This is a genomic window from Dyella sp. BiH032 (assembly GCF_031954525.1).
GTDB lineage: Bacteria > Pseudomonadota > Gammaproteobacteria > Xanthomonadales > Rhodanobacteraceae > Dyella_D.
Genome location: NZ_CP134867.1, coordinates 4,765,012 through 4,785,340, shown reverse-complemented (window position 1 = coordinate 4,785,340; position 20,329 = coordinate 4,765,012). Strand labels below are relative to the sequence as shown.

General features: G+C 67.9%; 17 protein-coding genes. 9 read left to right on the top strand and 8 right to left on the bottom strand.

Annotated features, from left to right (window positions below):
* Nucleotides 1–5: 5 nt before the first annotated feature.
* Nucleotides 6–1,649 carry a chaperonin GroEL gene (gene groL / locus RKE25_RS21130; RefSeq protein WP_311840049.1) on the top strand — a complete coding sequence of 548 codons (1,644 nt, stop codon included), beginning with the start codon at nucleotides 6–8 and terminating at the stop codon, nucleotides 1,647–1,649.
* Nucleotides 1,650–1,882: 233 nt separating this feature from the next.
* On the opposite strand, the gene RKE25_RS21125 is transcribed toward groL, so the two are convergent.
* Both RKE25_RS21125 and RKE25_RS21120 read right to left on the bottom strand, forming a co-directional pair.
* On the bottom strand, nucleotides 1,883–2,275 hold the full coding sequence (locus RKE25_RS21125; protein WP_311840048.1) for a hypothetical protein: 393 nt from the start codon (nucleotides 2,273–2,275) through the stop codon (nucleotides 1,883–1,885).
* 208 nt (nucleotides 2,276–2,483) lie between these two features.
* Nucleotides 2,484–4,406 carry an LTA synthase family protein gene (locus RKE25_RS21120; RefSeq protein WP_311840047.1) on the bottom strand — a complete coding sequence of 641 codons (1,923 nt, stop codon included), beginning with the start codon at nucleotides 4,404–4,406 and terminating at the stop codon, nucleotides 2,484–2,486.
* Between the two features lie 237 nt (nucleotides 4,407–4,643).
* On the opposite strand from RKE25_RS21120, the gene glnE reads away from it, so the two are divergent.
* Complete coding sequence (gene glnE, locus RKE25_RS21115; RefSeq protein ID WP_311840046.1) at nucleotides 4,644–7,502, top strand: bifunctional [glutamate--ammonia ligase]-adenylyl-L-tyrosine phosphorylase/[glutamate--ammonia-ligase] adenylyltransferase; 2,859 nt, start codon at nucleotides 4,644–4,646, stop codon at nucleotides 7,500–7,502.
* Between the two features lie 5 nt (nucleotides 7,503–7,507).
* Here the strand turns inward: glnE and RKE25_RS21110 are convergent, their stop codons facing one another.
* The gene (locus RKE25_RS21110; RefSeq protein WP_311840045.1) at nucleotides 7,508–8,485 is read right to left on the bottom strand and encodes a mitochondrial fission ELM1 family protein; all 978 of its coding nucleotides are present in this window, start codon (nucleotides 8,483–8,485) and stop codon (nucleotides 7,508–7,510) included.
* Between the two features lie 132 nt (nucleotides 8,486–8,617).
* On the opposite strand from RKE25_RS21110, the gene RKE25_RS21105 reads away from it, so the two are divergent.
* Together RKE25_RS21105 and RKE25_RS21100 are read left to right on the top strand one after the other, a co-directional pair.
* Entirely contained in the window at nucleotides 8,618–9,214 is a 597-nt protein-coding gene (locus RKE25_RS21105; protein ID WP_311840044.1) for a malonic semialdehyde reductase, read from the top strand.
* A gap of 94 nt (nucleotides 9,215–9,308) precedes the next feature.
* A complete protein-coding gene (locus RKE25_RS21100) occupies nucleotides 9,309–9,893 on the top strand; it encodes a YceI family protein (RefSeq protein ID WP_311840043.1) in 585 nt (194 codons plus the stop codon).
* Nucleotides 9,894–9,978: 85 nt separating this feature from the next.
* Here the strand turns inward: RKE25_RS21100 and RKE25_RS21095 are convergent, their stop codons facing one another.
* The gene (locus tag RKE25_RS21095; protein ID WP_311840042.1) at nucleotides 9,979–11,181 is read right to left on the bottom strand and encodes a Yip1 family protein; all 1,203 of its coding nucleotides are present in this window, start codon (nucleotides 11,179–11,181) and stop codon (nucleotides 9,979–9,981) included.
* 190 nt (nucleotides 11,182–11,371) lie between these two features.
* Between RKE25_RS21095 and RKE25_RS21090 the strand changes: the two genes are divergently transcribed.
* The 4 genes from RKE25_RS21090 (at nucleotide 11,372) to RKE25_RS21075 (ending at nucleotide 14,918) form a co-directional block, all read left to right on the top strand.
* The gene (locus RKE25_RS21090) at nucleotides 11,372–11,581 is read left to right on the top strand and encodes a zinc-finger domain-containing protein (protein ID WP_311840041.1); all 210 of its coding nucleotides are present in this window, start codon (nucleotides 11,372–11,374) and stop codon (nucleotides 11,579–11,581) included.
* A gap of 96 nt (nucleotides 11,582–11,677) precedes the next feature.
* Nucleotides 11,678–12,805, top strand: a complete 1,128-nt coding sequence (locus RKE25_RS21085; protein ID WP_311840040.1) for a glycosyltransferase — start codon at nucleotides 11,678–11,680, stop codon at nucleotides 12,803–12,805.
* A gap of 75 nt (nucleotides 12,806–12,880) precedes the next feature.
* A complete protein-coding gene (locus RKE25_RS21080; protein ID WP_311840039.1) occupies nucleotides 12,881–14,143 on the top strand; it encodes an O-antigen ligase family protein in 1,263 nt (420 codons plus the stop codon).
* The gene (locus RKE25_RS21075; protein WP_311840038.1) at nucleotides 14,133–14,918 is read left to right on the top strand and encodes a glycosyltransferase family 2 protein; all 786 of its coding nucleotides are present in this window, start codon (nucleotides 14,133–14,135) and stop codon (nucleotides 14,916–14,918) included. The genes RKE25_RS21080 and RKE25_RS21075 overlap by 11 nt, the downstream gene beginning before the upstream one ends.
* Here the strand turns inward: RKE25_RS21075 and RKE25_RS21070 are convergent, their stop codons facing one another.
* Nucleotides 14,919–15,833 (bottom strand): DUF535 family protein, encoded by a 915-nt coding sequence (locus RKE25_RS21070; protein WP_311840037.1) that lies wholly within the window; start codon nucleotides 15,831–15,833, stop codon nucleotides 14,919–14,921.
* 85 nt (nucleotides 15,834–15,918) lie between these two features.
* Nucleotides 15,919–16,845, bottom strand: coding sequence for an LpxL/LpxP family Kdo(2)-lipid IV(A) lauroyl/palmitoleoyl acyltransferase (gene lpxL / locus RKE25_RS21065; RefSeq protein ID WP_311840036.1), 927 nt, complete (start codon nucleotides 16,843–16,845; stop codon nucleotides 15,919–15,921).
* Nucleotides 16,846–16,937: 92 nt separating this feature from the next.
* Between lpxL and waaA the strand changes: the two genes are divergently transcribed.
* Nucleotides 16,938–18,203, top strand: coding sequence for a lipid IV(A) 3-deoxy-D-manno-octulosonic acid transferase (gene waaA / locus RKE25_RS21060; RefSeq protein WP_311842454.1), 1,266 nt, complete (start codon nucleotides 16,938–16,940; stop codon nucleotides 18,201–18,203).
* A 76-nt stretch (nucleotides 18,204–18,279) separates the two neighbouring features.
* On the opposite strand, the gene RKE25_RS21055 is transcribed toward waaA, so the two are convergent.
* On the bottom strand, nucleotides 18,280–19,596 hold the full coding sequence (locus RKE25_RS21055; protein ID WP_311840035.1) for a TolC family outer membrane protein: 1,317 nt from the start codon (nucleotides 19,594–19,596) through the stop codon (nucleotides 18,280–18,282).
* Nucleotides 19,597–19,627: 31 nt separating this feature from the next.
* Nucleotides 19,628–20,287: a protein-L-isoaspartate O-methyltransferase gene (locus RKE25_RS21050; RefSeq protein ID WP_311840034.1), complete on the bottom strand. Its 660-nt coding sequence runs from the start codon at nucleotides 20,285–20,287 to the stop codon at nucleotides 19,628–19,630.
* Nucleotides 20,288–20,329 lie beyond the last annotated feature (42 nt).

The following is a 20,329-nucleotide window of genomic DNA, read 5'->3' as shown; positions in this document are numbered from 1 at the left end:
AACACATGGCAGCTAAAGAAGTCCGTTTCAGCGAAGACGTCCGCGCCCGCATGCTCAAGGGCGTGAACACCCTGGCCAACGCGGTCAAGGTCACCCTCGGCCCGAAGGGCCGCAACGTCGTGCTCGAGAAGAGCTTCGGCGCTCCGACCGTGACCAAGGACGGCGTGTCCGTGGCCAAGGAAATCGAGCTGGCCGACAAGTACGAGAACATCGGCGCGCAGATCGTCAAGGAAGCCGCTTCCAAGACCTCCGACGTGGCCGGTGACGGCACCACCACCGCAACCGTGCTGGCCCAGGCGTTCATCCAGGAAGGCCTCAAGGCCGTCGCCGCCGGCATGAACCCGATGGACCTCAAGCGCGGTATCGACCAGGCCGTGGTTGCCGCCGTGGAAGAGCTCAAGAAGCTCTCCAACCCGACCGCCGACGACAAGGCGATCGCCCAGGTCGGCACCATCTCCGCCAACTCCGACTCGGCCATCGGCGAGATCATCGCCACCGCCATGAAGAAGGTCGGCAAGGAAGGCGTGATCACGGTCGAGGAAGGCTCGGGCCTGGAGAACGAGCTGGACGTGGTCGAGGGCATGCAGTTCGACCGCGGCTACCTGTCGCCGTACTTCATCAACAACCAGCAGTCGCAGCAGGTCGAGCTGGATGACCCCTTCATCCTGCTGTACGACAAGAAGATCTCCAACGTGCGCGAGCTGCTGCCGGTGCTCGAGGGCGTGGCGAAGGCTGGCAAGCCGCTGCTGATCGTCGCCGAGGAAGTGGAAGGCGAGGCGCTGGCGACCCTGGTGGTCAACACCATCCGCGGCATCGTGAAGGTTGCCGCCGTGAAGGCGCCGGGCTTCGGCGACCGCCGCAAGGCGATGCTGGAAGACATGGCCATCCTCACCAACGGCCAGGTCATCTCCGAGGAAGTGGGCCTGCAGCTCGAGAAGGCCACCGTGCAGGATCTGGGCCGCGCCAAGAAGGTCGTGGTCACCAAGGAAAACAGCACGATCATCGACGGCGCCGGCGAAGCCGAGCGCATCCAGGCCCGCATCAGCCAGATCAAGGCGCAGATCGAGGAGACCTCCTCCGACTACGACCGCGAGAAGCTGCAGGAGCGCGTGGCGAAGCTGGCCGGCGGCGTGGCCGTCATCAAGGTCGGTGCCGCGACCGAAGTCGAGATGAAGGAAAAGAAGGCTCGCGTCGAAGACGCCCTGCACGCTACCCGTGCAGCCGTCGAGGAAGGCGTGGTGCCGGGCGGCGGCGTCGCCCTGATCCGTGCGCTGAAGGCCGTGCAGGGCCTGAAGGGTGCCAACGCGGACCAGAAGCACGGCATCGACATCACCCTGCGTGCCCTGGAAGCCCCGCTGCGCGCCATCGTGTCGAACGCCGGCGAAGAGCCCTCCGTCATCGCCAACAAGGTGAAGGAAGGCCAGGGCAACTTCGGCTACAACGCTGCGACCGGCGAGTTCGGCGACATGATCGCCTTCGGCATCCTGGACCCGACCAAGGTGACCCGCTCGGCGCTGCAGTACGCCGCGTCGGTGGCCGGCTCGATCATCACGACCGAAGCGGCCGTGACCGAAGTGCCGAAGAAGGAAGAAGCCCATGCACACGGCCCGGCCGGCGGCATGGGTGGCATGGGCGGCATGGATTTCTGATCCTTCCGTTCGCGCTGTCGTTTCGAGAAGAACCCCGCCTTGTGCGGGGTTTTTCTTTTTGAAAGCGGAACAGGGCTAGCGAGATGCGAGCCAGAGCGAGTGATGCTTTACCGCATCTCGCATCTCGCATCTCGCATCTCGCATCTCGTTCTCCAAAAGAAAAACCCCGGGAGTCCGCCTCCCGGGGTTCGTGACGAGCGGCGCGCCCTTGGCGCCGCCTCGCTTTGTGCGTCTTACTTGCCGCCGGCTTCCGCCTTGGCGTCGGTCTTCGCGCCGGCTTCCACGCCGCCGACCGGCGTATCCACTTTCGCGCCAGCCTTCACCGACGCGCCACCTTCGGCGCCCGCGGTCGTGTCGCTCACGGCGGACTCGGTCGCCGCGGCCGCCTTGTGGCCCGCATGCTTGGCCTTGTGGCCGGCTTTGTGCACGGTTTCACCCGTCTTGGTCACCGCCTGGTCGGCGGTCTTGGTGGCGCCGTCGGCGACCTTGGTCGCGTCCTGCACCGCCGCGCCGGCATTGACGCTCGCGCCGACCTTGGTGGCGACGCCGCCGGCGACCTGGGCGAAGGCGGGAACGGTCAGCACGCTGGCCGAGACAACGAGAGCAGCAAGCAGGGTCTTACGCATGAGGTGAACCTCCGATGTGAGTGCCGCGACGCAACGTGTCGCGGTGGAGATCACGCTAGAGCGCGTTTGCCTGCTGATTCCTGAATTTTCCGAGGAGTCTTAAGCCGGCGGACATCTGACTGAATCGCCGGTATGCACGTGCGCGAGACATGCGCTTTGCTCCCTTGTTTTCCTTCGCAGTGCTAGTGACGTCGCGGTTTCCGCACCATCACTGATGCGCGCCGGCCGCCGCGGCAGCGCCCGGCAGCACTTCTTCCTGCACGAAGCCAGCGGCCATCGGCAACGTATCCGGACGCGGCAACATGCGATCGAGCTTGCCCTTCAGGCGCAGCAGGGCAACGCTTTCCATCGCCTGGTCGATGCGTTGCTCGGCGTGGTCCTCGGCTTGCGGCGGCGCGCCTGGTGCGCGCGTGAGCACGGCAAGCTGCGGCGCCAGCACCTGGGTCAGCGCGAAGTAGGCATCGTCATGGATGCCCGCGCGTTCCAGCAGCTTGCCCGGCAACATCCACGAGGCGAGATCCTCGCGCTGTGCCTGTTCCCGGCCGCGCGGATCCACCAGCAGCCAGGTGCCAGGCTCGCTGAGCATGTCCTTGCCATCGACGAAGCCCAGTGTCTCGAATGCACCGCTGAGTCCCGGCAGATGGTCGCCATAGAACAGCAGCAGGGTCGGCCGTTCGCGCTTGGCGAGCAGGTCGGCGAGGCGGCCGAGTTCTTCGTCGGCGTGCTGCATGTGATAGAGGTAGTTGCGCAGCTCGGTCTTGTCTTCATCGGCGAGCCGGTCGGGCACGGCGATCGCGTCGCGCTTGGCGGCGTCCGCCGGCGGCACGTCATAGGGGCCGTGCGCTTCGATGCTGATCGCGAACAGGAACTGCGGCGGACCGGCGTCCTTCAGCTGCGCCATGATTTCGTCCGTCATCGCGCGATCGGCCATGTACTGGCCGTCCAGGTCCTTGGCGTTGACGAAACCGGACTGCGAGACAAAGCGGTCGAAGCCGATCGCCTTGAACGCGGTATTGCGATTCCAGAACGCAGGATTGTTTCCGTGGATGGCGATGGTCTCATAGCCATGCGCGCGCAGCGTGCGCACCATGCCGGGGACCACCTTGCTGTTGAGCTGCAGATAGGGAAACTGCAGGTCCTCGAAATAGCGCAGCGACAAGCCCGTCAGCACCTCGAACTCGGTGCGGATGGTGCCGCCGCCGAACGTCGGCACGTGCAGCGCGCCGCTGTAGCCCTGCCTGGCGAGGCGGTGCAGGTTCGGCGTGAGGTCGTGGTTCTCGAAGCCCTTGAGGATGGCCGGATCGAAGAACGATTCGCTCTGCACCACCACGATGTCCGGCATCGCGCCCGGGTCGTCGGGCGCGGCGCGCAGGCGCTCGCGCAGGGCGCCGTCCGCCTCGCCGATGAGCTGCATGGCCGCATTCGGATCGGCCTTCTTGCGCTCCTGGCCGAAATGCAGGTGGAACATCATCAGCGAGCTGACCAGGCCCGAGTGCTGCGCGGTGGAGGACGCCGACCACGGCTCCATCCACAAGGTCTGGCCATCGTAGAAGCGGCTCCAGGCCGGCGCGCCGCCAAGCAGCGAGCCGAGCACCAGCAGCACCGCGGTGCCGGCCAGCAGGCGTTTGCCCTTGGTGCGGCGGGCGAACATCGGCGATTCCTTGCGCCACGCCAGCACGACCAGCGCGATGCCGATAGCCAGCGCGAGATAGGGCCATGGCGTCGCGGGCAGGTACCCGCCGAGCAGATGCAGACCGCCCTTGCGCAACTGGCCGACCATGCGGAAATCCGCCGGCATCAGCGGCGTGCCCAACTGTTTCACCTTCAGCGCGTTGACGCCGTAGAGCACGCCCTGCAGCAGGAACGCGAGGCCGAAGGAAAGCAGGGGGCGCCGGCTCAGCACCAGCAGCAGCAGCGCCAGCAGCAGCCCCGGCAGCGCGTTGGCCAGCAGGTACCACGGTTGCTGAAGCAGTTGCAGCGGAGCGACGCCTTCGCCGCCGTCGAGCCAGCCGGTGAACAGGACGAAGACGAGCGACAGCGCGACCGGCAGGCCGATGCGCCGCAGCAGCGACGGTTGTCCGGTGCCCGAAGGGGCGGGTCCCGGCGATTCGGGATGTTGGAAGACAGGCATGGTCATGGCAGTCCTTGGGGGATGCGCTGTCATGGCACGGACATCGGAATGTAACGATGCAGCCATGAACCAAGTGTTCGCCCTTCGTGGGCATTCCGTCCTTTTGAAGCAGAACCAACGTGATGGCCGCGGCGGACGTGCACCGGCGGGCAGGGCGCAGGCTTTCGCGGTCATGTGGCGGTCATGTATGGGACACATCCGCGGCAGCCAGAGCGGGCTCTGGGGCACAATGGCCCGATGTCTGCCAAGGAATCCCCGGCGCTCCGCGCCCTGATCGACGACCGCTACGCCGAGCTGGTGGCCCGCTGCCGGCTCGCCGGTGTTGCGCTGCACGACGACGCTGGCGTGGCCGAGCGCATCCGCCGCACGCTGCTGGCGAGCGACTTCGCTTTCGACATCTGGTTCCGCCAGCCGCAGTTGCTGTCGCCGCAGGGGCTGGAGCGTCTGCGTGCCGGCGGCGATGCCGGCACGCGGATCGAGGCGATGAGACTGGAAGACGACGAGGCCGCCTGCATGGCTACGCTTCGGCGTTTCCGCCACGCCGAGGCGCTGCGGTTGGTCTTCCGCGATGTCAACGGCCTGGACGAATTGCCGGAAACACTGTCGGCCACCAGCGTGTTGTACGAGTCACTGCTGGGTGCCGCGCTGAAGTGGTCCGAACGCGCCATGACGGCGCGTTACGGGCAGAGCCGCGGGCATGATGGTTCGCCGCAGCGCATGGTGGTGGTGGGCTTCGGCAAGCTGGGCGGCAGCGAGCTGAATTTTTCCTCCGACATCGACCTGGTGCTGGCCTATCCCAGCGGCGGGCAGAGTGACGGCCCGCGTCCGCTCGACAACAGCGAATATTTCGTGCGCCTGGCGCGCCAGCTGGTGCGGTTGCTCAACGAGCCGACCGTCGACGGCATCTGCGCCCGCGTCGACCTGCGCCTGCGCCCATTCGGCAACGCGGGGCGCCTGGCGCTTCCGTTCAGCGCGATGGAGCAGTACTACCAGAGCGAAGGCCGCGACTGGGAGCGCTATGCATGGATAAAGGCTCGCCCGGTGGCCGGCGACCGCAATGCGGGAAAGCAGCTGCAGGAGTTGCTGCGTCCGTTCGTGTACCGCAAGTACCTCGACTACACGGCCTTCGCCGGCCTGCGCGAAATGAAGGCGCTGATCGATGCGGAAGTTGCGCGCAAGGACCTGGCTGACAACCTGAAGCTTGGCCCCGGCGGCATTCGCGAAGTGGAGTTCGTCGTGCAGCTGACCCAGCTCATCCGCGGCGGACGCGAGCCGAGCCTGCGCGTGCGCGGCCTGCTGCCGGCGCTGACCGCGTGCGAGGCGCGCGGCCACATCGCCGCGGCCAAGGCCAAGGCGCTGCGCGAGGCCTATGTGTTCCTGCGCCGGGTGGAAAACCGCGTGCAGATGCTGCGCGACGCGCAGACGCATGACATTCCCGAAGATCCATTGAGCCGCGAGCGCATCGCGCTGGGGCTGGGGCACGCCTCCTGGGACGAGCTGGCCGAGGCGCTTGCCCGCCATCGCGCCGTGGTCAATGAGGAATTCGCCCAGGTGCTGGTCCCGCAAGGCGGGCGCACGGCGAGCGTGCCCGCGGAGGACGCCGCGCTCTGGCAGCGCGTCTGTGCCGGCGAGATCGATCCCGGCTCGATGGAAGCGGCCGGCTTCCAGCCCGGAGCGGAGGCTGCGGACGCGCTCATCAAACTGCCGCAGGCCGCTGCGGTGCGCGCGATGTCGCCGCGCTCGCGCGAGCAGCTCGATCGGCTCATGCCACAGCTGCTGGCGCTGGCGCGCGACAGCTCGGCGCCGGTGCCGTGCTTGTTGCGGCTATGCCGGCTGGTACAGGCCGTGGCGCGACGGTCCTCCTACCTGGCGCTGCTCGAAGAACAGCCGGCCGCGCGGCGCCGCCTCGCCGACTTGTTCGCGCGCAGCGCGTTTCTCGCTGAGCGTGTGATCGCGCAGCCGCTGCTGCTCGACGACGTGCTCGATCCGCGCATCGATCAATTGCCGTTCAAGCGCGCCGACATCAGCGCTGAGATCAGCCGCGTGCTGACCACGCTGGACGAGCGCGAAGCCGAAGCGGAGTTGGAACGCATCAACGAGTTCAAGGCCAGCACGGCGTTTCGCCTGGGCCTGGCCTTCAACGATGAGCGAGCCGATGCGGTGGCGACGGCGCGCCGCCTGGCCGCGCTGGCCGAATCAGTGGTGATCGCGGTCACCGCCCTGGCCGAGCGCGAACTCGTCGCGCAGCACGGCCGCCTGCCGGGCGAGGGCACCGGCTTCGCCGTGCTCGGCTATGGCAGCCTGGGCGGCGAGGAGCTCGGTTTCGCCTCGGATCTGGACCTGGTATTCGTCTACGACACCCATCGCGCGCATGCGATGAGCGATGGCCCGCGTCCGGTCGAAGGATCGCGCTGGTACCAGCGGCTGGCACAGCGCGTGATGAACTGGCTCACCGTGCTCACCCGCGCGGGCCGCCTGTATGAAGTCGATACGCGGCTGCGGCCCGACGGCTCCAAGGGACTGCTGGTCAGCAGCCTGGAATCCTTCGCCGAATACCAGCGCGGCCGTGCCTGGACCTGGGAGCACCAGGCTCTGCTGCGGGCCAGGCCGGTGGCCGGTGACGGGGCGCTCAACGCCGACTTGATGGATGTGCGGCGCGAGATCCTCGCCGCGCCGCGCGACCGCGCCAGCGTATTGGCCGAGGTCGCCGACATGCGTCGCCGCTGGCGCGCCGAACGCGACCGCTCCGACGAAAGCCAGTTCGACCTGAAGCAAGGCCATGGCGGCCTGCTCGACATCGAATTCGCCTTGCAGGGGCTGGTGCTGGCCCACGCGGCGGAGCATCCCGCGCTGCTTTCGGCCACCGCCAACGCGGCCTTGATCGAAGCCTGCCGGGCCGCGGGATTGCTCGATGCAGCCCAGGCGGACGTCTTCGCGCGGGCGCACGCCGAGCTGTTGCGTCGTGCGCTGGCCTGCACGCTGGATCTGCGTTCGCGCATCGCGCCGCGCGAGCCCGCGCTGACTTCGTTGAGCGCCGAAGTGCGACAGGTGACGACTGCCCTCGGTTTCGATTTCGCGGCGAAAGCCGTCGTCTAGCTTCGTCAGGCCCCTTGGCGCTGGACGATGCGCTGCTTGACCGTGTCGGCGATGGAACGGGTTTCGCGCAGCGGCGTCTGGCGTTCCGGTACGGGGTCGTCGAGGCCGCGCAGCAGGCCGGCGGCGCGCAAGGCGCGGTGGAACCGTTCGAACTTGCCCGGCAGCGGGCCGGTCACGTAGGTCTGCACCGGGCGACCCACCGCGCAGGCTTCCGACAGCATGTTGATGGAATCGGGCGTGACCACCAGGCGGTCGGCCCAGCCCATCGCGGCCGGATAGGGGTTGATGCCTTCGGCTTCGCTGCTCCACACCACGCCGGGAATGCCGGCCAGGCGCTCGCGCAGGATGGCGATCACGGCCGCCGGCGTGCGGCGCGAGGCGAGGACCAGCATGCTGCCGCCATCGCGCCGGTGCTGCGCGACGAGACGATCGGCCAGTTCGGCCGCATAGGCCGCATCGATGGCGATGTCCTTGCGCGGGCCGCCGACCAACACCGCCACGCGTGGCTCGGGCAGATCGCCGAAAGCGGGGCAGACTTCGCGGCCCTCGGCGAGCCAGGCCTCGTCCACCGGGTTGAGCGAGCCGATGGGATGGAGCACGTTAGGCCCCTGCAGCCCGTCGTGGCGGGGGGCGATGACAGTGTCCCAGTGCGCAGGGTCGACGCGCGGGTCGAGAATCTGGACGGTGTACGTGCCCTGTTCGGAGAGCCGGCGCAGCAGCCGCGTGTAGTACGCCGCCGCGCGCCCGCAGCCGATGGCCACGGCAGGCCAGGGCGGTACCAGGATGCCGCGGCGCTGGGCCGAGGGCAGGGCGAGGCGTCCCCCCGGCAGCAGGCGCGGCGCGAACCACGACCAGGGCGCGCGCAAGCCAAGGACCAGGTGCCGGTACGGCAGGCCCAGCGCGTCGGCCAGGGCCAGTGCCTGGCGATCGTTGCCGGCGCGGCCGTCGGTGACCACCCAGCATTCGCCGCGCAGCCGCGTCATGCGGGGCGCGGGTCCGGGATTGTTTCGATAATCGCCACAGTACGTTCTGTCCGGCGGAGTCCTGTTCGCGGCTGCGTGACTTTACACTTGCGGCCCACGGCGCCATACCGGCGCGCTTCACGAAGGATAACCATGAGCGAGTTGCTTTCCGAGACCGCCCTCGACCAGCTGTTCCGCGAGGCCCGCACGTTCAACGCGTTCCTGGACAAGTCGGTGAGCGACGAACTGCTGCACCAGGTGTACGAGCTGGCCAAGTTCGGTCCGACCAGCGCCAACGCCTCGCCAGCGCGCCTGGTGTTCGTGAAGTCGAAGGAGGCGAAGGCGAAGCTCGAGCCGTTCCTTTCCGAGGGCAACCGCGCCAAGACGATGGCGGCGCCGGTCACCGTCATCGTGGCGACCGACCACGAGTTCTACGAGAAGCTGCCGAAGCTGTTCCCGCATGCCGACGCGCGCAGCTGGTTCGTCGGCAACCAGCCGCTGATCGACACCACCGCCTTCCGCAACGGCACGCTGCAGGGTGCCTACCTGATCATGGCAGCGCGTGCCCTGGGCCTGGACTGCGGTCCGATGTCCGGCTTCGACAACGCCGGCGTGGACAAGGCGTTCTTCGCCGACGCGCCTGCGGTCAAGTCCAATTTCCTGATCAACCTCGGTTACGGCGATGCCAGCCGCGACCTGTTCCCGCGCAGCCCGCGCCTGTCGTTCGACGAGGCCTGCCGCATCGCCTGACGGCGCGCGTCATTCCCGTCCAGGTCGTACCGCAACAACCTCACCACGTCGCCGTTCTCTTCGCCACGTTTACTTCTCTCACGGAGGAATACCCATGCGTGCACTTCGTTACCTCGTCCTGGCCGGTCTGATCGGCGCCGCTGTCACTGCCCAGGCCGACCCGGTCACCTACAAGCTCGACCCCGGCCACACCAACGTGCTGTTCAGCTGGAACCATTTCGGCTTCTCCAACCCGACCGCCAACCTCGGCCTGGGCGAGGGCACCCTGGTGTTCGATGAGAAGGACGCTGCCAAGTCCTCGGTCGAGGTGACCCTGCCGCTGGCCAACCTCGACTCGCACCTCACCAAGCTGGACGAGCACCTGAAGAAGCCGGACTTCTTCGACGCCGACAAATTCCCGACCGTCACCTTCAAGAGCACCAAGGTGCAGTCGCTCGGCGGCGGCAAGTACAAGGTCACCGGTGACTTGACCGTGCATGGCGTGACCAAGCCGGTGGTGCTGGACGCCAAGCTCAACAAGAGCGGCGTGCACCCGATGCTGAAGGTCCAGACCGTGGGTTTCGACGCCACCACCACGGTCAAGCGCTCCGATTTCGGCATGGGCGCCTACGTGCCGAACGTGAGCGACGAGATCAAGATCCGCATCACCACCGAGGCTTCGGTGCCGAAGGCCGACTGACCCCGGCGGGCGCCGCGCAGGCGCTTCGGCGGAAACAAAAAACCCGCGCCGACCCGGCGCGGGTTTTTCTTTGGGCGAAGCGGGATTAGTGCTTCGACACGCCTTCGTTCTTCAGCGATTCGAGCTTGCCCAGGTCCACGCTGTTCACCACGTCCTTGAGCTGGTCGACGTCCGCGTCGCCGCTGGCCTTCACCGAGAAGCGCTGGCCGAGGACTACGCCGTACTCGCCGTGCTTGGTCGTCTTGTCCCAGGCCTCATGCACCAGGCGTCCGTCCTGGGCGTAGGTCTTCTCGTAGCCGTTGTCGGTCTGCCGTTCGGACTCGGCGGCGAAGGCGCTGGCCATCGCCATCATGCCCTTCATGCTGCCGGTGTCGGAGATCTCCAGTTCGATGCTGCGGCCGTTGCCGTCGCCATATTGGCCCCGCGCGACGGTGACTTGCACGCCGACGGCGCTGCGCTCGGCCGAGAAGCTTTCGCGCTTCAGGCCCGCGGCGGTCTCCGGCAGAAAGCCCTTGATCTGGTCGGCCGACAGCGACTGCACGTCGTCGCCGGACGCCTGCGTCGCTTCGATCTGCTTGCCGGCCTCCTCGGCCCGTTGCCCCATGGCGGCGAGCTTGCCCATCGGGCTGTCCTTGTCCACGGTGACCGTGCCGCTGCCGTCGGTGACCGTGATGCGGTCGCCGTGGACCGCCGCGCTGGTCAGCGCCGCGGTGCCCACCACGCCGCCGACGATCGCCGCGGCGATCCAGGACAGCACGATGCCGATGATCACAGTGACGGCTGTATAGCCGGCCGATTTGTCGGCCGGGCTCTTCATGGTCGCGGGCAGCCCCAGGTAGAGCAGGTAGATCGCGTAGATGCCACCGGCGAGCGCGATCAGCCAGCCGATCCAGGGCAGGATCACCGCCACGCCCGCGACCCAGCTGGCCGTCCAGGCGTAGGCGACGGCCTTGAGCGCCTGCACCGGGTCCTTCTGGCCGCCGAAGCTAGGCGCCAGTGCGTTGACGATCAGGGACAGCACGTACACCAGTCCCAGCGACAGCAGGTACTGCAGCACCATGCCGGCGAGGCCCGAGCCGACCGAGGAACGCGCGGTGACGCCGAGCAGGCTGAAGCCGATCAGGCTGTTCTTGATGAAGCCGGCGATCGCCGGAAGGGCGGCCAGGATCAGGATGTAGCCGGTGTACAACCCCTGGACCGTGGCGGGCTCGGCGGCGACGACTGGCCATTCGGTCTTGGGCGTGACGAGGATCGCCCGCGCGCGGGCCGTGATCTTTGCGAAGTCCATGCTGCTCCCCTAGGGCTGGTTGAGTCCGGCGGCGGACCGCCGGCGGGCGGATGGTCGGTCCGCCCTGTGACAATCGGCGCCGGCCGGGATGGCCCGGACGGCAGGGTATCTTCCTGATCCGGCCGAGGCGGCCGGGCGGTGCAGCCTGCTACCATTGTCGGCCCGATGTCCAGCCTGGAGCTTTGCCCCCATGCCGCGTTCCCCCGCCGAGTCCGTACGGCAGATCCCGGCCAATGCCGAAAATCGTTATGAAGTGACGCGCAAGGACCTCCCGCTGTCCTGCCCGCTGCCCGGCATGGAACTGTGGAACTCCCACCCGAAGGTGTACCTGCCGATCGTCGAGGATGGTGGCGAGTCGACCTGTCCCTACTGCGGCGCGCGTTACATCCTGCGCGACTGAGCCCTCCGGGCCAGGGTCGGCCCATAGCGAAAACACGGCGGCATTCGGCACGATTGCTGCTTGTCCCCAAGGATGAAGGCACTGACCGAATCGCTCATGTCCGCTGTCGCCGCACCTGCCCGGTCGCTGACCGTCGTCCAGCTCATCCCGGCCCTGCAATCGGGCGGGGCCGAGCGGTCGGCGCTGGAGGTCGCACGGGCGCTGGTGCAGGCGGGCCACCGGTCGGTGGTGATCTCCGCGGGCGGGCGCCTGGTCGGCCAGCTGCAGGCGGAAGGCAGCGAGCACATCACCCTGGACATCGGCCGCAAGTCGGTGCGCACCCTGCTGCGCGTGGGCGCGTTGCGCCGCATCCTGGCGGAGCTGCGGCCGGACATCGTCCATGCCCGTTCGCGGCTGCCGGCCTGGATGGGCTGGTGGGCGATACGCGGCCTGAAGCAGCGCCCGCATTTCGTTACGACCGTGCATGGGCTCAATTCACCTGGTCGCTACAGCGCGATCCTGCTGCGTGGCGAGCGAGTGATCGCTGTTTCGCAGACCTTGCGCGACTACGTGCTCAGCCATTACCGCTGGCTGGAGCCCGGGCGCGTGCGGGTGATCCCGCGCGGCATCGATCCGGAAGCGTTCCCGTATGGCCACCGGCCCGACGACGCCTGGCAGAAAGCCTTCTTCACCGAATTCCCCCGCCTCGCCGGTGCGCCGCTGCTGACCCTGCCGGGTCGCGGCACACGACTGAAGGGGCACCATGACGCCATTGAGCTGATCGCCGAACTCAAGCGCCGCGGCATCGACGCGCGCCTGCTGCTGCTGGGCGTGATCGAGCAGGGCCGCGAGGCGTATGTGGCCGAGCTGCGCGAGCTGATCCGTGCGCGCGGCATCGAGTCCCAGGTAGTGCTCACGCCGCCTCGCAACGACGTGCGCGACATCTACGCCATCTCCGCCCTGGTGCTGCAGCTGTCCAACAAGCCGGAATCCTTCGGGCGTACGGTCGTCGAGGCGCTGTCGCTGTGCCGCCCGGTGCTGGGCTATGCACACGGCGGCGTGGGCGAACTACTCGCCGAGCTGTATCCGGCCGGACGCGTGCCGGTGGGCGACCGCGAGCGCCTGGTCGAGCGCGCGGCCGAGCTGTTGCGCGTGGCGCCACCGATCCCGATGTTGCAGAGCTACCGGCTGTCCGACATGCAGCAGGCCACCCTGGCGCTGTATGAGGAAGTCGTCGCCGGCTGAGCAGCCGTCGCCACGGATCGACCCGGGCGCGGGGCGCTCGCCTACAATGCCCCGGCTTCCTCAACGGGTCCGTACATGCCTGTCCTTTCCGCGCTCAAGGCCGCCCTGCGCTCGCCGCTGTTGCCGTTCTGGCTGGTGATCGCCCTGCTGCCGTTCGGGCGCAGCGCGGAACTGGGAACGTTCCTTTGCCTGCTCGGCGTGATCCTGCTGTTCGCGCGACAGCCGAGAGCATTGAGCGATCATGCGGGCGCGCGTCTGCTGCTGTGGCTGCTGGGCGGTTACGTCGGTGCGGCGCTGCTGTCGTGCTTCGGCGCGATCGCTCCGGGCAAGAGCTGGTCTACCGTAGCCGCGCTGCTGCGCTACGTGCCGCTGGGGCTGTACGCCTGTTTCGCGATTCGCCGCGAAACGAAGCTGCATGCACTCTATGCGGCCGTCGCCGCGGTATTGGCGCTGTGGGTCGTGGACGCCTGGGTGCAGGCGCTCACCGGCTGGAGCCTCGGCGGCCATGCCGAGGCCGAGCGCGTGTCCGGCATCTTCGGTGCCGACAACCTAAAGCTCGGTCCGACCCTGGCCGTGCTTGCGCCGTTCGCGTTGTGGACGGCCCGCTGGCGCTGGGGCCGGCGCGGATTGCTTGCGGCCGGCTTGATCCTGCTCGGGCCGGTGCTGTTGTCCGGCTCGCGCGCGTCATGGCTGACCTATGCGCTGGTCGTCGCCGCGTTCGCCTGGCGCGAAGCAGCGTCGCCCCGGCGCTTCCTGCTGATCTGCGGTGCCGGCACCCTCGTCGCGCTGGCGGCCGGCACCTTGGCCTGGCACACCTCCGAACGCTTCCATGCACGCATGGAGAAGACTCTGGTGGCGCTGCAGGGCTCGGACCGGGCGCTCGACACGGCGCTCAGCGGCCGGCTGGACATCTGGCGCACCAGCCTGCGCATGTTCGAGGCCCATCCGGTCGACGGCGTCGGCGTGCGCGGTTATCGCTATGCATATCCGCAGGTGGCGCCGCCCAATGACCACTTCGTGGTCACCGGCGAAGCCTGCGGCGTGGGCGAGGGTGCCTGCCATGCGCACCAGCTGGTGCTGGAGGTTCTCACCGAGACCGGCACGCTCGGCCTGCTGCTGTGGCTCGCCGCCGCGGTGCTGGCGTTGCGTCATTGGCGCGCGGTCGGTCCGTCTGCGCGTGCGCGGGCTTTTCCTGCCACCGTGGCGCTGGGCGTCATGACCTTTCCGCTGAACACGCACCTGGCCTTCTATTCCGCCTGGTGGGGCCTGTTGTTCGCCTGGGTGCTGGGCCTGTGGTGCGCGGCACTTTACGTCGTGGAGGGTACCGATGGCGCGTGAACCGCTCTCGGTCGTAGTGACCAGCTACAACAGCGCCGCCACGCTCGATGCCTGCCTGGCCAGCGTGCGCTGGGCGGACGAGCTCGTGGTGCTGGACTCGGGCTCGACCGACGCTACGCCTGCGATCGCTGCCCACTACGGCGCGCGGATCGAGACCCAGCCTTTCGCCGGCTACAGCGCGCAGAAGCAGGCGGCGATCGATCTGGCCCGGCACGACTGGGTCCTGCTGCTGGATTCCGACGAAGCCATGCCGGCCGGCGCCGCCGAGGCCATCGGACGCGTGCTGGAGCGGCCGCAACATGCCGGCTACTGGATGTGGCGGCGCGAATGGATCTTCTGGCGCTGGCAGGCGCCGCGCAGCCGCCTCAATCACTACGTGCGCCTGTTCGACCGACGGCGCGCGCGCATGAGCGCGCACCGGGTCCACGAAGAGGTCGAAGTGGACGGCAGCATCGGCGCGCTGGATCTGGTGATGGACCACTACGGCGAGCGCGATATCGCCGGACGGGTGGACAAGGCCAATCGCTATTCCAGCATGCAGGTGGCGGACCTGGCCGGCCGTGGCGCGCGCGGCGCGCGTCTGCGCATGCTCACCAACGGCGCGGCGGCGTTTTTCCGCTATTACCTGCTGCGCGGGCACTACCGGTCCGGCTGGGCGGGTTTCATCGCCGCGCGCATCCATGCGTTCTACGCGTTCCTGAAGTACGCCAAGCTTTACGAGGCCTCGCGCGCGGAAAGCGAAACGCGCATTCCTCCGTCCAACCGCGTGCCGTAACTAGGCGGCGCGTTCCAGGGGCCAACGCTCCCCGCGCAGGACGGACACCAGCAGCCCACAAGCCTCGCGCCGCAGCGTTTCACGCTTGCGGAAGGCGGAGCGGTGCTTGCTCTCCACTTGGGTCTCGTCGCGCACGGGTTCGCGCGAAGGCAGGGCGTAAAAACCGTCGGATAGCGGCTCGCCCTGGCATTCCTCCCAGAAGCTGTCGTAGTCGGCCTTGATCTTGTCCGCCTCGCCGGCGAACGGATGCGCCAGGTTGGCCACGCCGCGCACTTGCTCGATGCCGTATTCGCCAGCGAAGGCCAGCAGCAGCGAGAAAAGCAAGTTCTTCGGCCGCAGGCCGTGGCATTGCTTGGTGAGTTCGCGCACGGCGTCGCGCCCGAGTTCCGCCGCGGCGCCCTGCATGCAGCCGATCAGCAACGCGCGGCCGTCGTCGGCCACGGTGAACACGGCCGAGGACAGCAACTGGTCCTCGCTGTTGGCCAGGCACAGTGCCAGCTCGCCCTCACGGCTGCGCCCCATGGGGCGGCGCAGCTCGATGCGCAATTCGCTGCCGTCCTTGAGCGTCAGCGCGCCCGCAGGGTGGCGGCCACGCAGATAGACGCCATCCACAACATCTTCCGGGAGCCGTGCGAAGACGAAGCGGAAGTGATCGGCGATCACCGCCATTCTTCTGGCCCGGCCGAACTGGCGATTGACGTAGTGGTGATGCCAGCGCTCCAGCAGGCGCGGATCGTGCGCAAGGATCGCCGTGAGCCGCGGCGATCCATAGACGAGCCGCAGCCACGCCGACTGGCGCCGCGCCATGCGGGCGCTGCGCAGCAGATATTTGAGCCCGGACACGAGGCGTTTGAAAGTCGAGCCGCGCCAGTCGTGACGACGGCGCAGCGACCGCAAGAACAAACGAATGGACATGGCGCGCACGAATGGGGAAATCGCGGCGGTTTTGTACTGGAGCTTTCTGTCGTCTGCCTGTCAGCACTCAGCAAACGGTCAGCGCTCAGTAAACGTTCGGGCTACCCGGCGGACGCGTCTTGAACCGCTTGTGCACCCACAGGTACTGCTCGGGCGCTTCCCGCACCATCTGTTCGATGCACGCGTTGACGCGCGCGGTGTCGTCCGCGGCATCCGTACTGGGGAAATCCTGCAGCGGTGCACCGAGCCGCAGCACGTAGCCGCGGCCGTCCGGCCGGCGGCGATGGAAGAACGGCACCACCAGCGCACCGGACAGGCGCGCCAGGTGATGCGTCGCGGTGATGGTGGCCGCGGGCACGCCGAAGAAGGGAGCGAATACGTTGTCCTTGCTGCGCATGTCCTGGTCGGGCGCGTACCACAGCGTGCCGCCGGAGCGCAGGTACTTCACCGTGCCGCGGATGTCGTCCTTGTCGAACATCGCGTCCGCATAGCCGAGGCGCGCGCGCAGCACGGCCCACTCGAACACGGCCGAATCCATGCGCCGGTACATGCCGGCGATGCGGATGTGGCGCGACACCAGGCGCGCGCACAGTTCCAGGTGCGAGAAGTGGCCGCCTACCAGCAGCACGCCCTTGCCGAGCGCACGCGCGGTCTCCAGATGCTCGATGCCCTCCAGCGTCACCGGTGTGCGCGCGATGGCGCGGTCGGTGCCCATCCAGCCGAGCGCGAATTCGACCATCATCAGGCCGATATCGCGCAGATGCGCGTTCACCAGCGCCGCTTGCTCGGTTTTCGACAGTTCCGGAAAGCACAAGGCGATGTTCACCTCGGCCACGTGCCGGCGGCGCGAGGGGAAATGCTGGACCAGCACGCCCAGGCCGCGTCCGACGGCCAGCAGCAGGCGCCGCGGCAGGCGGGCGATGAGTTTCAGCACGCCTACGCCGATCCACGCCGGCCAGTGGACGGGCGAGAGCAGCTTGGGATCGAAAGAGGGACGGGCGGCACCGGGCATGGACGGCGGATTGTAGCAAGCGGCCCGCCCGGCGGCCTGCGGTACGGAGGGTCACTGGCTATACTGCCGCGCCTGCCCCGAGAGCCTTGCCGTTGCGCTACCTCTACACCCTCGCGATGTACCTGGTGACGCCGATCATCGTGATGCGGCTGCTGGCGCGCGGCGTGCGCTACCGCGACTACCACCGGCGCTGGCGCGAGCGCTTCGGTTTCTATCAGGGGCCGACGTTGCGCGGCAGCATCTGGGTCCACGCCGTCTCTGTGGGCGAGGTGAATGCCGCGGAGCCACTGATCAAGGCGCTGCGCGAGGCCTACACGAATGCGCCGCTGGTCGTGACCACGGTGACGCCCACCGGGTCCGAGCGCGTACGCCAGCTGTTCGGCGAGAGCGTGTACCACGTCTATCTGCCGTACGACCTGCCGTTCGCCGTGTCGCGCTTCATGAAGCGCGTGCGGCCACGGCTGGCGATCATCGTGGAAACGGAGATCTGGCCGAACCTGTACTTTGCCTGCAAGAAGCGCGGCATCCCGCTCATGATCGTCAACGCGCGCTTGTCGGAGCGTTCGCTGCGTGGCTATCGCCCGTTGCAAGGGCTGGTGCGCTCGGCCCTGGGCTGCGTGCGCCAGATCGCGGCACAGTCGCGTACCGATGCGGCGCGTTACCGCCTGCTGGGCGTGGACCCTTCCCGCATCGTTGTCAGCGGCAACCTGAAGTTCGACATGCCGGTGCCCTACGCGGCGATCCAGGCGGGCGAGGAGCTGCGCCGCCAATGGGGGCATCTGCGGCCGGTATGGATCGCGGGCAGCACCCATGAAGGCGAGGAGCTCCCGGTGCTGGAGGCGCACCTGCAGGTGCTCAAGCGGCTGCCCGACGCGCTCCTGCTGATCGCGCCGCGTCATCCGGAGCGCTTCAAGCTGGTGGAAAGCTCGGTGCGCAGCCTCGGTTTCACCACGGCCACGCGCAGCGCGGACCGCGTGCCGTCGGCGGCGCACCAGGTATTCGTGATCGACGCGATGGGTGAGCTGATGCAGTTCTATGCGGCGGCCGACCTGGCCTTCGTCGGCGGCAGCCTCGTACCGATCGGCGGGCATAACGTGCTGGAGCCGGCGGCGCTGTCCACCCCCGTGCTGGTCGGGCCGCATACCTTCAACTTCGAGGAGATCACCTTGACGCTCATCCGCGAGGGCGCGGGCATTCGCTTAGGCGACCCGAGCGAGCTCGGCGGTGCCGTGCTGCAGCTGCTGCGCGACGCCGAACGCCGCAAGACGATGGGCATGCACGCCAAGGTGGTGTTCGACAGCGAGCGAGGCGCGGTGCAGCGGGTGATGGAGTTGATCGACACCCAGCTGCAGGAATAAGCGTTCCACCGACCGAGATGGCACAAAAAAGCCGGGCGATTGCCCGGCCTTTTCGTGTCTACTTCGGCGTGCCGCTTTACTGCAGCAACGCGTTGACCGCTTCCAGGTCCGGCATGTCGATGGTGCCGGCGGCCTGCTTCAGCTGCAGCTTGTTGAGGATGAAAGCATGGCGGGCCTGCGAGTAGCTGCTCTGCGCCTGGGTCAGCGTCTGAATCGCATTGAGCACGTTCAGCATGGTCTGCGTACCGACGTCGAAACCGGCGCGGGTGGCTTCCAGTGCTTTCTGGCCGGACTCCACCGAGGCGCGATTCGCCTGCACCTGCAGGATGCCGGCGCCCACCGAACGGTAGTAGTTCAGCGTGTCGCGCGAGATCTGGCGGCGGGTGGACTCCAGCGAATCCTGCGCCGCGTCGCGCTCGTAGATCGTCTGGCGCACGCGCGACTGCGTGCCGCCGCCGGCGAAGATCGGCACCGACAGGGTCAGGCCGGCGGTGGTGCCCCAACGGCCGTTGCCGGGGAACACCACGCCGCCATTCTCGGTCCAGGCACTGGTCTGGCCGCGGCTGACGGTGGCGTTGATGGTCGGCAGGTGGCCGGCGCGCGCGGCGCTGATGCTGTGCTCGGCCGCTTCCACGGTGTATTGCTGCGAGAGCACGTTCGGGTTGTGCTTGAGCGCTTCTTCCACCCAGGTGTTCGGATCGGCGGGCGTGGGCGCGTCCATCGGCAGGTCGTCGCGCAGTTTCTTCAGCTCGCCGACCGGCTGGCCGGTGATCTGGCGCAGCGCTTCCTTGGCGTCGTTGAGCGAGTTCTCGGCGGCAATGGTCTGCGCCTTGGCCAGTTCGTAGTACGACTTGGCCTGGTACACGTCGGTGATCGCCGCGAGGCCGACCTTGAAGCGCTGGTCCGCCTGCTCGTAGGACTGGCGATAGGCTTCTTCGTTGGCCTTGTTGAAGGTCAGCGAATCCTGCGCGGTGAGCACGCCGAAGTAGGCCTGGGTCACGCGCACGTAGAGGTTCTGCAACGCGGCCTGGTAGAGCTGTTCCTGCGCATCGGACTGCGAGCGCGCGGTCTTGAGGCCGGCCCACTTGCTCAGATCCAGCACGCTCTGGTTCAACGTGGCCGACTCGGCGCGGCTACGTGAGTGGCCGCCGCTGATGTCCTGGCTGTTGTTGCCGCTGTACTGGCTGAACGTCAGGCCGGCGTTCAACTGCGGCAGCAGCAGCGCACGCGCCTGGGTCACGCCCTCGCCGGTGGACAGGCGGGTCGCGTCGGACTGCGCCAGCACCGGATCGTTGGCGCGCGCTTCTCGGTATGCATCCAGCAAATCCTCGCTGTGGCCGGACAACGGGAGCGCCGTCAGGGCCAGGGCGAGGGTCAGAAGCTTCAAACGCATGGGTTGCCTCTTGGGGATATGGGAAATCGGGTCAGAAGACGAACTTGCGAGGCGGCTCGGCGTGGACCAGGTATGGCAGGTCGGTCTCGAGGATGTTCTCCTCGCGGTAGCGGCCTTCGCCTTCGTGGGTGATCAGCACCACCTGCTGCACGGGCGACTCGCCGCGCGCCGCCAGCAGACGGCCGCCCGGCTTGAGCCAGCCGAGGAAACGCTGGGGGATTTCATGCACGGCACCCGTCACCGCCACGGCGTCGAACTGGCCGGCCGGCTGCCAGGTGTTGACCGCCTCGCCGGTTTCCAGCTTGACGTTGCCGATGCCGGCCTGTGCCAGGCGCTGCCCGGCGGCGGCGATGAAATCCGCATGCACGTCCACGCTGGTGACGTGGCCGGCAAGGCTGGCCAGGCAGGCGGTGAGGAAGCCCGAACCGGTGCCGATCTCCAGCACCTGGTCGCCGCTCTTCAGGTCGAGCGCCTGCAGCACGCGGCCCTCGAGCACCGGCTTCATCATCACTTCGCCATGGCCGATCGGCAGGTTCAGGTCGGCGAAGGCGAGCTGGCGATGGGCCGGCGCGACGAAGTCCTCGCGGCGCACGCGTCCGAGCACGTCGAGCACGCGCGCGTCCAGCACCTCCCAGGGGCGTACCTGGTTTTCAACCATGTTCTGACGCGCCTGCTCGAAGTTCATCGCCATGATCTGCCTACGTCCCGTGCAAAAGTCGAAAAAGGCCAAAAA

Bases quoted from the DNA above. Each gene is read 5' to 3' on its own strand.
- groL (WP_311840049.1), top strand. From the start codon at position 6: ATGGCAGCTAAAGAAGTCCGTTTCAGCGAAGACGTCCGCGCCCGCATG.
- RKE25_RS21120 (WP_311840047.1), bottom strand. From the start codon at position 4,406: ATGCCTGTCTTCCAACATCCCGAATCGCCGGGACCCGCCCCTTCGGGC.
- RKE25_RS21125 (WP_311840048.1), bottom strand. From the start codon at position 2,275: ATGCGTAAGACCCTGCTTGCTGCTCTCGTTGTCTCGGCCAGCGTGCTG.
- glnE (WP_311840046.1), top strand. From the start codon at position 4,644: ATGTCTGCCAAGGAATCCCCGGCGCTCCGCGCCCTGATCGACGACCGC.
- RKE25_RS21085 (WP_311840040.1), top strand. From the start codon at position 11,678: ATGTCCGCTGTCGCCGCACCTGCCCGGTCGCTGACCGTCGTCCAGCTC.
- RKE25_RS21080 (WP_311840039.1), top strand. From the start codon at position 12,881: ATGCCTGTCCTTTCCGCGCTCAAGGCCGCCCTGCGCTCGCCGCTGTTG.
- RKE25_RS21105 (WP_311840044.1), top strand. From the start codon at position 8,618: ATGAGCGAGTTGCTTTCCGAGACCGCCCTCGACCAGCTGTTCCGCGAG.
- RKE25_RS21075 (WP_311840038.1), top strand. From the start codon at position 14,133: ATGGCGCGTGAACCGCTCTCGGTCGTAGTGACCAGCTACAACAGCGCC.
- RKE25_RS21110 (WP_311840045.1), bottom strand. From the start codon at position 8,485: ATGACGCGGCTGCGCGGCGAATGCTGGGTGGTCACCGACGGCCGCGCC.
- RKE25_RS21050 (WP_311840034.1), bottom strand. From the start codon at position 20,287: ATGGCGATGAACTTCGAGCAGGCGCGTCAGAACATGGTTGAAAACCAG.
- RKE25_RS21090 (WP_311840041.1), top strand. From the start codon at position 11,372: ATGCCGCGTTCCCCCGCCGAGTCCGTACGGCAGATCCCGGCCAATGCC.
- RKE25_RS21055 (WP_311840035.1), bottom strand. From the start codon at position 19,596: ATGCGTTTGAAGCTTCTGACCCTCGCCCTGGCCCTGACGGCGCTCCCG.
- lpxL (WP_311840036.1), bottom strand. From the start codon at position 16,845: ATGCCCGGTGCCGCCCGTCCCTCTTTCGATCCCAAGCTGCTCTCGCCC.
- RKE25_RS21070 (WP_311840037.1), bottom strand. From the start codon at position 15,833: ATGTCCATTCGTTTGTTCTTGCGGTCGCTGCGCCGTCGTCACGACTGG.
- RKE25_RS21095 (WP_311840042.1), bottom strand. From the start codon at position 11,181: ATGGACTTCGCAAAGATCACGGCCCGCGCGCGGGCGATCCTCGTCACG.
- RKE25_RS21100 (WP_311840043.1), top strand. From the start codon at position 9,309: ATGCGTGCACTTCGTTACCTCGTCCTGGCCGGTCTGATCGGCGCCGCT.